This is a genomic window from Streptomyces sp. 8N706 (genome assembly GCF_052245415.1).
Lineage (GTDB): Bacteria > Actinomycetota > Actinomycetes > Streptomycetales > Streptomycetaceae > Streptomyces.
In genome coordinates this window covers 19,412-28,908 of the sequence record NZ_JBQQBW010000087.1, presented here as the reverse complement: position 1 = coordinate 28,908, position 9,497 = coordinate 19,412, and the positions used below count along the sequence as shown (strand labels likewise).

At 71.0% G+C, this 9,497-nt stretch carries 9 protein-coding genes; 2 read left to right on the top strand and 7 right to left on the bottom strand.

Annotated features, from left to right (window positions below; genetic code table 11):
- Window positions 1–698: 698 nt before the first annotated feature.
- A complete protein-coding gene (locus ACTWQE_RS25775; RefSeq protein WP_443331433.1) occupies window positions 699–1,451 on the top strand; it encodes a M23 family metallopeptidase in 753 nt (250 codons plus the stop codon).
- Window positions 1,452–1,488: 37 nt separating this feature from the next.
- On the opposite strand, the gene ACTWQE_RS25770 is transcribed toward ACTWQE_RS25775, so the two are convergent.
- Window positions 1,489–2,076: a TetR/AcrR family transcriptional regulator gene (locus ACTWQE_RS25770; RefSeq protein ID WP_443331432.1), complete on the bottom strand. Its 588-nt coding sequence runs from the start codon at window positions 2,074–2,076 to the stop codon at window positions 1,489–1,491.
- Window positions 2,077–2,213: 137 nt separating this feature from the next.
- Between ACTWQE_RS25770 and ACTWQE_RS25765 the strand changes: the two genes are divergently transcribed.
- Window positions 2,214–3,806: an MDR family MFS transporter gene (locus ACTWQE_RS25765; RefSeq protein WP_443331431.1), complete on the top strand. Its 1,593-nt coding sequence runs from the start codon at window positions 2,214–2,216 to the stop codon at window positions 3,804–3,806.
- 254 nt (window positions 3,807–4,060) lie between these two features.
- Here ACTWQE_RS25765 and cseC read toward each other — a convergent pair whose 3' ends face one another.
- From cseC to ACTWQE_RS25735, 6 genes are all read right to left on the bottom strand, one after another.
- Window positions 4,061–5,563, bottom strand: a complete 1,503-nt coding sequence (gene cseC / locus ACTWQE_RS25760; protein ID WP_443331430.1) for a two-component system sensor histidine kinase CseC — start codon at window positions 5,561–5,563, stop codon at window positions 4,061–4,063.
- A 6-nt stretch (window positions 5,564–5,569) separates the two neighbouring features.
- Complete coding sequence (gene cseB / locus ACTWQE_RS25755) at window positions 5,570–6,277, bottom strand: two-component system response regulator CseB (protein WP_443331429.1); 708 nt, start codon at window positions 6,275–6,277, stop codon at window positions 5,570–5,572.
- A 9-nt stretch (window positions 6,278–6,286) separates the two neighbouring features.
- A complete protein-coding gene (locus tag ACTWQE_RS25750) occupies window positions 6,287–6,952 on the bottom strand; it encodes a hypothetical protein (protein ID WP_443331428.1) in 666 nt (221 codons plus the stop codon).
- A complete protein-coding gene (locus ACTWQE_RS25745; protein WP_443331427.1) occupies window positions 6,940–7,494 on the bottom strand; it encodes a SigE family RNA polymerase sigma factor in 555 nt (184 codons plus the stop codon). The genes ACTWQE_RS25750 and ACTWQE_RS25745 overlap by 13 nt, the downstream gene beginning before the upstream one ends.
- A 177-nt stretch (window positions 7,495–7,671) precedes the next feature.
- Entirely contained in the window at window positions 7,672–8,574 is a 903-nt protein-coding gene (locus ACTWQE_RS25740; RefSeq protein WP_443331426.1) for an A/G-specific adenine glycosylase, read from the bottom strand.
- 270 nt (window positions 8,575–8,844) lie between these two features.
- The gene (locus tag ACTWQE_RS25735; RefSeq protein ID WP_443331425.1) at window positions 8,845–9,423 is read right to left on the bottom strand and encodes a phosphatase PAP2 family protein; all 579 of its coding nucleotides are present in this window, start codon (window positions 9,421–9,423) and stop codon (window positions 8,845–8,847) included.
- Window positions 9,424–9,497 lie beyond the last annotated feature (74 nt).

The following is a 9,497-nucleotide window of genomic DNA, read 5'->3' as shown; positions in this document are numbered from 1 at the left end:
TGGGTGGCTTGTGCCCGAACCTGAGCAAGGATGTGTGAGTGGCATTGCCTGACCGCCGTATCCGAGCGGTTGGTGAACGAAGGGGCCGGCCCGGAACCGGACAGACGGTCCTGGGCCGGCCCCTTTCGTGCTGAGGGCGGGCGGTGCCCGGGGCGCGCCGCCTGGACGTCGGATCCGTCCTGCCCCTGGTGGCTTCATCGCGTGCACTGACGGCTGGACGGACAGCGTAGGCCGCGGCTCCCGGGGGTGCAGGGGTGCGGGGCCCTTGGTCCTGAAACGGACACGCTAAAGACCCGTCGAGAAGCCTTTGGATCTTATACGCAAGTGATGTGCCGCACGTGTGCTGGCTCACTTACTACAGGATTTAGGAGAAAGGCTGCAGCGTCCGTCGGGACTTACGTCCTATGACGGGTGCCCCCGGGGAAATCAGGCGGCCGGAAACGCGATATCGCGCGGTCGGTGTCGCAGGGGGTGTGCTGGGCCGAGCAAAAGCGCCTGGTGGGGGCGCTCTCGGCAAGGGGTCGAAGGGCCTGGCCTGCTGCTGAGGTCAGTGGGGCCGGAGTCCTGTATTTTCTGGAGCTCTCTACGCGAGTACATAGTAGAAAGGCTTCTTGTCGCCCTGGAAAAGGCGGGTTACCAAGGATGAGCGATTCCCGGAACGCAGCCGGGATTCATTCACTTCTTGGAGGAAAGCCCGCATGCCGAAGCACGCCCAGACCAGCAACCCGAGCACGTCCGTCCTTCGCCGTCGTGCCGCCGTTCTGGCGGGCGGCATGGGGATCTCGGTCGCGCTGGGCTCCGGGGTGGCGCTCGCCGCGGCGGACGCTCCCGCCGCCCAGGACGACGTCTTCGCGGTGAAGACGGCCGGTTCCCTCTCTCAGGCCGTGCAGGCCCAGGCCGACGGTCAGCACAAGGCCGCCGCCGCCCAGGCCGCCGCCAAGGCCGAGGCCGAGAAGCGGGCGGCTGCCAAGGCCGACGCGCAGAAGCGGGCGGCTGCCAAGGCCGTCGCGGACCGTAAGAAGCGCGCCGCCAAGCTGGCGAACCCGGCCACGTGGGTCAAGCCGGTGGAGCACTACGCCAAGGGCTCGACGTTCGGCCTCGGCGGCAGCCACTGGGCCAACAAGCACTCCGGCCAGGACTTCGTCGTGCCGACCGGGACCTCGGTCAAGGCGGCCCACAGCGGCACCGTCGTCGAGGCGGGCTGGGGCGGCTCGTACGGCAACAACATCGTGATCAAGCACGGCGACCGTACGTACACCCAGTACGGTCACCTCTCGCAGCTCGGTGTGAGCCAGGGCCAGACCGTGAAGACCGGTCAGGAGATCGGCAAGTCCGGCAGCACGGGTAACTCGACCGGCCCGCACCTGCACTTCGAGACCCGTACCGCCCCGGTCTACGGCTTCGCGGTCGACCCCGTGAAGTTCCTGCGGGACCACGGCGTCAAGGCCTGACGGCGCGCCTGAGGCCCGCAGGCGGCCCGGACAGGGCCTACTGGCCCCGGCCCTCTGTGCGATGGGCCGAGGTCACCAGTTCCAAGGCGACCTCGAGGACGGCATCACGCTTGTCCTCGGGGTCGCCTTCCATGTCGCGCAGCGTGAACATCCCGGCGTGGATGGTGAAGAGCGCGCTGACACATCGGACCTGGTCGGTCAGGGCCGCGTCCGGCTCCCTGATCAGGTCGAACATCGAGAACATGCGCTCCCGGAAAGCCTCACCGATGCTCAGCTCGCGCACGGTCGCCTGGTTCTCCTGGATGAAGCGGACGAGCGGCGCGGCGTCGGAGAGGGCCGCGCTGTAGCGGCGTACGAGCTCCTGTTTGGACTCCAGGGTGCGGGGCTGCCGCCGGGCCCATGCGATCAGCTCGTCAATGGGCCTGGCCAGGTCCTCGACCAGGCTGATGACAATGTCTTCCTTGGTCCTGAAGTGGTAGTACAGCGCGGCCTTCGTGACGTCGAGGTGCTCGGCGATCTCGCGCAGCGAGGTCTTTTCGTAGCCCTGCTCGGCGAAGAGCTCGAGGGCGACGTCCTGGATACGCTGCCGGGTGTCGCCCCGGCGCGCCTGCCGTGTGCTGCCCATCGTCTCTTCTCCTGCGGTTGCCCGGCTTCCGGGGGCCCGTGAACTTGCTTGACGCCCGGCTAGTTGAGCGGGCATCCTCCCCAGTGTAGTCAACTTGCCGGGCGGCAAGTAAGTGCGGAGCAGGGGGAGTGGAAGCCATGTCCCAGGTCCGAGCCGACGACGCGGAGCCGGCGGAGGTGCCGCGGCCCCGCAGCGTGCGGGTCGTCCTGCTGGCGCTCATGATCGCGATCCTGCTCGCCATGCTCGACAACATGATCGTCGGCACTGCGATGCCCACGATCGTCGGCGAGCTCGGCGGACTCAGCCACCTCTCCTGGGTGGTCAGCGCGTACACCCTTGCGACCGCCGCTTCCACTCCCATCTGGGGGAAGCTCGGCGACATGTACGGGCGGAAGGGCATCTTCCTTTCGTCCATCGTGCTCTTCCTCGCCGGGTCGGTGCTCTCCGGGATGGCCCAGACGATGGGGCAGCTGATCGGGTTCCGGGCGATCCAGGGTCTCGGCGCCGGGGGGCTGATGGTCGGTGTGATGGCGATCATCGGTGAGCTGATTCCGCCGCGGGAGCGCGGCAAGTACCAGGGCATGATGGCCGGCCTGATGGCCGTCGCCACCATCGGCGGCCCGCTGGTCGGCGGCACGATCACCGACCACCTGGGCTGGCGCTGGAGCTTCTACATCAATCTGCCGCTCGGCGCGGTGGCGCTCGTGATGGTCACCGCGGTGCTGCACCTGCCGAAGAAGAAGGCACAGGGACGGATCGACTACGTCGGCGCGGCACTCCTGACCGTCGGCATCACCGCGCTCGTCCTCATCACCACCTGGGGCGGCAACGAGTACGACTGGGCCTCGGCCCAGATCGCCGGGCTCGCCGTCCTCGGCGCCGCCGCGCTTCTCGCCTTCGTGTACGTCGAGCGGCGGGTGGCTCAGCCGGTCCTGCCTCTCCATATCTTCCGCGACCGCAACTTCTCGCTGATCACCCTGATCGGTTTTCTGGCCGGATTCGTGATGTTCGGCGCTCTCATCTTCCTGCCGCTCTTTCAGCAGACGGTGCAGGGGGCGTCCGCCACCAACTCCGGACTGTTGCTCATCCCGATGCTGCTCGCGATGACGGTCGTCTCGCTGATCGCCGGACGGGTCACCACCCGGACCGGCAGGTACAAGGTCTTCCCGATCGTGGGCAGTGCGCTGATGACCGCCGGGCTCTTTCTGCTGTCGCAGATGGACACCGGCACCAGCCGCTTCACCTCGGGTCTCTACATGGCGGTGCTCGGCGCCGGTATGGGCTTTCTGATGCAGATCACCATGCTGGTCGCGCAGAACAGCGTCGAGATGAAGGACATCGGGGTGGGCTCCTCGTCCGCGACCCTGTTCCGTACGCTCGGTGGCTCGTTCGGAGTCGCGATCTTCGGCGCGATCTTCACCCACCAGGTGTCGGCCACCATGACCGCGCGGGTCGGCCACGATGGCGCGGCGCTGACCTCCGCCTCCGCGCAGCTCGACCAGCAGAGCATCGCCCGGCTGCCGGCCGCGGTCAAGGACGCCTATCTGCACGCGGTCGCGCACGGCACGCACCACATCTTCCTCTGGGGCGCGGTGATCGGCCTCATCGGCTTCGGCGCCGCGTGGTTCATCAAGGAAGTGCCGCTTCGTGGGGCGGCCGAGCCGGCCGACCGCGGGGAGGGCGACGGCGCTGCGGCGACGGACGGGCCCACGGTCGCGAAGTCCGTCTGACTCGGCCGTACGGTCTCGGGCCACGGCCACGGCCACGGCCCCGGTACCGCAGCGGGACCCGTTGCCAGGGCCTCGCGCCGTGTCCGGAGGCGATCCGCCCGGGCACCCGGCTCAGGGAGCGGACCCGGTCCGCCCGGAGCGAATACCGCCGCCGTCGGCATGTACGACGGGCGGCGCGGATCACGGGGCTGCTGCCCCCGCTGCGGTCCGGCGGATTCAGTGTCCGGAGCGGCGGAAACGGACGGGCGGGAAGGTCACTCCGGGATAGTGATCACCGGGATGCTGCCGGTCTCCGTGGGCGCGGACTCGGGCAGCCAGAGCACGGCCACGGCGCCGCCGTCCGGCACCCGCCCCTCCGCCGTCCCGTCTCCGGCCGTCACGTGGTCCGTTCCGCCGTCGGCCGACCGCCCCTCCGCCGTCCCGGCGCCTGTCCCGCCGTGGGCCGTCCCATGGTCCGCGGCCCCGCCGTCTGCCGTCCCGTGGTCCGCCGTCCCGGTGCCGGCCGCCGCGCGGGCTTCCGTCGCGCCGCCCCCCGTCCGGAACCAGTCGGGGCTGTCCTGCGGGATCGCGTTCCGGAAGGTCAGGCGTGCGCCGAGCACGCGCGCCTGACCGGCGGCGATGGTCAGGCCCAGGCCGTGGCCGTTCCCGGACCGGTCGGTGCTGCCGGTGCGGAACCGGCTCGGCCCGTCGGCCAGCAGTTCCGCCGGGAAGCCGGGCCCGTGGTCCCGCACCTTCAGCACCCGGCCGTCGACCGTCACCTCGATCGGTGCCCTGCCGTGCTTGGCGGCGTTGGCCAGCAGATTGCCCAGTATGCGCTCCAGCCGCCGCGGGTCGGTGTGCACATGGGCACCCCGTACGACCCGCACGGTGGCCTCCGGGGCCAGGACCTTGATCCGGCGGCCGACGAACTCCCCCAGCGCCACCTCCTGGAGCTCTGCCCGCTCGGCCGCCGTCTCCAGCCGGGCGACCTCGAGTACGTCCTCGACCAGGGTGCGCATGGCCTGTGCCCGGTCCCGTACGAGCTCCGTGGGGCGGCCCGGAGGCAGCAGCTCCGCAGCCGTGAGCAGCCCGGTCACCGGGGTACGCAACTCGTGCGCGATATCCGCGGTCACCCGGCGCTCGGCCTCCAGCCGCTGCTGGAGGGCATCGGCCATCGCGTCCACGGCCCGTGCCAGATCGTCCGTCTCGTCCCGCACCCGCCCGCCGATCGCGTCCCGGATCCGGACACCCGTATCACCCTCGGTGATCTTCCCCGCCGCGGTGGCCGCCTTCCGCAGCCGCCGCGAGAGCTGTCCGCCGATGAGGACGCCCAGGGCACAGCCGCCCAGGACGACGGAGGCCGAGCCGATGACGAGCGCTCGGTCGAGAGCGGTGAGGACGGCGTAACGGTCCTCGAAGCGGCTGTGGATGGACAGCACTCTGCCGTCGGCCAGCGGGACCGCCGCCCATACTTCGGGGGCACCGTCGAGGTTGTCGTTGAGGTAGGTGGCGCGCTTGCCGGACAGCACGACGTCCCGGAGCGACGTCGGCAGCGCCGGGTCGTCGATCTTCGCGAACGGCGGCAGCCCCTTGGTCTTGTAGACGCTCTGCACCCACTTGATGCGCTCGTCCTGCATGTCGCGGCTGCTGTCCAGCATCGACGCGCGGGCCGCGTTGTGCACGACCACGCTGAGGACGATGGCGACCAGGGTGCTCACCGCGGCGATGGCGATGATCAGTTTCCAGCGGAGTCCGGTCCGCAGAGCGAGCCTTCGCACGGGACGTCAGCCCTTGAGCTTGTAGCCGAAGCCGCGGACCGTCTCGATCCGGTCCTGGCCGATCTTGGCTCGCAGCCGCTGCACATGGACGTCCACGACGCGGGTGTCGCCTCCCCAGCCGTAGTCCCAGACGCGCTCCAGCAGTCTGTCGCGGGAGAGCACGGTGCCCGGCGCCGCCGAGAACTCCAGCAGCAGCCGCATCTCCGTCGGGGTCAGTCCCACCGGCCGGCCCGCCTTGAGCACCTCCATCCCCTCGGTGTCGACCTTCAGGTCGCCGAAGGTGCGCAACGGGCCGTCGGCGCCCGGTACGTCGTCGTTCGCACCGGAGTTCCCCGCCCCGGCCGCGTGCCCGAAGCGGCGCAGCACGGCTCGGATCCGGGCCACCAGCACCGCCCCGTCGAAGGGCTTGGTCACATAGTCGTCGGCGCCCGCCTCCAGGCCGAGGACGACATCGATCGAGTCCGCCCGCGCCGACAGCATGATCACGGGAACGGTCGACTCGTCACGGATCCGCCGGCACAGGCTCACCCCGTCCAGGCCGGGCACCATCACATCCAGCAGCGCGATGTCCGGCTGGTCGGCGCGGAACTTCTCCAGCCCCGTCAGCCCGTCCCGCACGGCCGTGACATGGAATCCGTCCCGCTCCAGCGCCAGCTGGGTCGCCTCGCGGATGACGTCGTCGTCCTCGACGAACAGCACATGGGTCTCGGCCATCGACTGCTCTCAGCCCTCCGGTTCCTTGGTCGGGTCCGCGCCGTTCACCGTCTTGCTGTAGTCGCTGTGGGTCCGGTCGTGCTCAGCGAACCTGCCGCGGCTCCAGCGGTAGGTGATCACGTCCTCGCCCGAGGGGTAGGACACCGCGTCGCCCGGCGCGTAGACCTGCTGCGTGACCTGGAGTTCACCCTCGGAGATCTCCGCGTAGACCGGCGGCTGCTCGTTCACGAAGACGTTCTCGTACCTCTTGCGCGCCGCGTTCTCGCGGTACACATACGATCCGATGCCGATTGCGTCGCCGCAGGTCAGGACGTTGACAACGACGTCGGGCACGCTGTTTCCGGTGAGGTCGCCGTACGACACGTCGACCGGGTACTCCCCGGCGCACGGCTCGAGGTCCTTGCGGATCTGGTCGCTGACCCTCGGGTCCTTCTTCAGGATCGCGACGGCGTCGACCTTGGTGGGGGCGGCCGAGGACGCGGCGGGGTCGGTGGGGACCACCTTCGTGGCGGACGCGGCACGGGCCGGTCCCTCCGTGCGTACGCCTTCGCCGCCCGTGCCGCAGCCTGCCAGCAACAGGCCGACGGCGGCCGCGCCCGCGGCCGCCGCACCGGTCCTGACGAGGCAGGCCGCTGTGCCGTTATGGGTGGTACCAGCGCCGGTCAGGCCGCGCACCGTTCGCGCCCCCGCTCGTTGCGTTCCAGCTCCCTCGCGTCCAGTTCCCGGCTCTCCAGCTCCTGGCGCAGCCGGGCCAGGGCCCGGTGCAGCGTGCTCTTCACGGTGCCGGCCGACATGCCCAGGGCAGCCGCCGTCTCCTCCGTGCTCATCTGCTCCCAGTGTCGCAGCACGACGACGCTGCGTTGCTTCGGGGCGAGAACTTTGAGCACGTCGATCAGCAGGGCGCGGTCGGCACGCTGGTCGGTGCCGTCGTCCACGCTGGCGTCCGGCAGTTGCTCGGTGGGGACCTCGTCCAGCTTGCGGGCCCGCCACCACTCGGTGCGGGTGTTGATCATGACACGCCGGAGGTAGGCGTCGGCGAGGGACTTGTCGGCTATCCCGTCCCAGCGGCCGAAGGTGCGGGCGAGAGCGGTCTGGAGCAGGTCCTGGGCGTCGACCGGGTCCGGCACCAGACGCCGTGCGCTGCGCAGCAGTGCCTCCTGCCGGGTCCGGACGTACTCCTCGAACTCCAGCACCTCGCCGACCTCACTGCTTGCCATCCCCGACCGCCTCCGTTCCCCGCTGTTCCTGCCCCGCTTCGCCGGACTCCCCGGCACGGAGACGAAGTTACGGAGCGGCTGTAACGGAGCCGTGCGCTCCGGCCCTCGGGATACGCACGGCTACCCGTCGGTTGTGTAACGGAGGGGAGGAATGGGACGAGGGGAACCGGAGGCGGGTCAGCTGTGCGGCAGGCGGTACTCGCCGTCGGCGAGCGGCTCCACCAGGCCGTCCGCGACGAGGCCGTCGAGCGCACGCGCCCGCTGCACCGGTTCGTCCCACACCGCGTCGAGCGCCGACTGCGGCACCGGGCCCACGGCCTCGCGCAGCACGGCGAGCAGCTTGCCGCGGACCTGTCGGTCGGTGCCCGCGTACGTCTGTCCCCGGCGTGGTGGTCCCTCGTGCGCGGGCGACCCCGCGAGCCGCCAGGCGCACCGGTCGGCGATGGGGCAGCGGTGGCAGTCGGGGGTGCGGGCGGTGCAGACGAGCGCCCCGAGCTCCATGGTGGCGGCCGCCCACGCCGCGGCGGTCCGTTCGTCCTCCGGGAGCAGACCGCGGGCGAGGTGGCGTTCGGCGGCGGTCGTGGCGGTCGGCGGGTACTGGGCTCCGGCGACCGCGCGGGCGAAGACGCGCCGGACGTTGGTGTCGAGGACGGCGTGCCGCTGCCCGTACGCGAACGAGGCCACCGCCGCGGCGGTGTACTCGCCCACGCCCGGTAGGGCGAGCAGCTTCGCGTGGTCGCGCGGGACGTCGCCGCCGTGCCGCTCCGTTATCGCGGCGGCAGCGGCGTGCAGACGCAGGGCGCGGCGCGGATAGCCCAGCCGGCCCCAGGCGCGGACCGCCTCGCCCGGCGGCTCGGCCGCGAGGTCGGCGGGGCGGGGCCAGCGGGCCAGCCACTGTTCGTATACGGGGAGCACCCGGCTGACGGGGGTCTGCTGGAGCATGAACTCGCTGACCATCACGCCCCAGGGGCCGGCCTCGGGGCGGCGCCAGGGGAGGTCGCGGGCGTTCGTCTCGAACCAGTCGATGACCGGGGTGTGCAAGGCGGCGGAAGCATGGGTGCGGGGCGTGGTCGTAGTCATGGCAGTTCCGATCCTGACATGGTCCGGTCGTCGCGTGGACGCTCCGCGCCGGGGCGCGGCCGACGGCCGGGTGTGTGCCCGGGCGGTATGCCGGGCGTTCGGGTGGAGCGGCCGGCTCCGGCCGGCGCTGTTCCGGCGGCGTGTCGTACGGGCGGGGGAGCAGCCGGGGGAGTGGATGCTCCGCCCGCCGGATGCCGGGAGGCAGCCACGCGTCGCGGGTGTACGGGCCCAGGGCTCACCGGCGCCGGACTCCGCGTCACCGACCCGTGGCTACACCAGGGGACGCAGCGGCCCCGTGCGCAGGCGCTCGACCGCCGCCGTCGCCGGCCGTACCAGGAGCCGTGTGACCGCCGCCGCGACCAGTGCGCCCAGGACGAAGCCCGCCACCACGTCATGCGGGTAGTGCACGCCCACGAAGACCCGGGACCCGGCCATCAGGACGGCGGGCGGAATGACGAGAGGCCAGATCCCGCGGCGGGTGAGGACGGCTCCGACCGCGAGGGCCGCGGCGATCGTGGCGTGATTGCTGGGGAAGGACCAGTCGCCGGGCGGCGGGCATCCGATGAGCGAACGGGCCGCACCCACCACCGCCCGGCACGGCCGCTCCTCCTCGACGACGCTCTTCGCCGTTTCGCTGCACAGATAGGCGACGGTCGCGGAGAGCGGGCCGAGGACGGCGAGGGCGACGCCGCGCGCGTCGCCCCGCCGCGCCTGCCACCAGAGCGTGAGGGAGACGGTGGCGAGCATGAACAGTCCCGCCTCCGTGCCGAATTCGGTCAGGGTGTGAACCCACAGGGGTGTGGTGTGAGCGAAGTCGGTGATGTCACGAAAGAGGTCTGCGTCGTTCATGGTCACGGACGGTACACACCGTGTTCGGCGGGTCACGGCGAGCCACCGCGGACACTCCGGACTGACGGAAGTTC

Excerpts from the sequence above, each read along its gene's own strand:
- ACTWQE_RS25775 (WP_443331433.1), top strand. The coding sequence starts at position 699 with ATGCCGAAGCACGCCCAGACCAGCAACCCGAGCACGTCCGTCCTTCGC.
- ACTWQE_RS25770 (WP_443331432.1), bottom strand. The coding sequence starts at position 2,076 with ATGGGCAGCACACGGCAGGCGCGCCGGGGCGACACCCGGCAGCGTATC.
- ACTWQE_RS25765 (WP_443331431.1), top strand. The coding sequence starts at position 2,214 with ATGTCCCAGGTCCGAGCCGACGACGCGGAGCCGGCGGAGGTGCCGCGG.
- cseB (WP_443331429.1), bottom strand. The coding sequence starts at position 6,277 with ATGGCCGAGACCCATGTGCTGTTCGTCGAGGACGACGACGTCATCCGC.
- ACTWQE_RS25745 (WP_443331427.1), bottom strand. The coding sequence starts at position 7,494 with ATGGCAAGCAGTGAGGTCGGCGAGGTGCTGGAGTTCGAGGAGTACGTC.
- ACTWQE_RS25740 (WP_443331426.1), bottom strand. The coding sequence starts at position 8,574 with ATGACTACGACCACGCCCCGCACCCATGCTTCCGCCGCCTTGCACACC.
- ACTWQE_RS25735 (WP_443331425.1), bottom strand. The coding sequence starts at position 9,423 with ATGAACGACGCAGACCTCTTTCGTGACATCACCGACTTCGCTCACACC.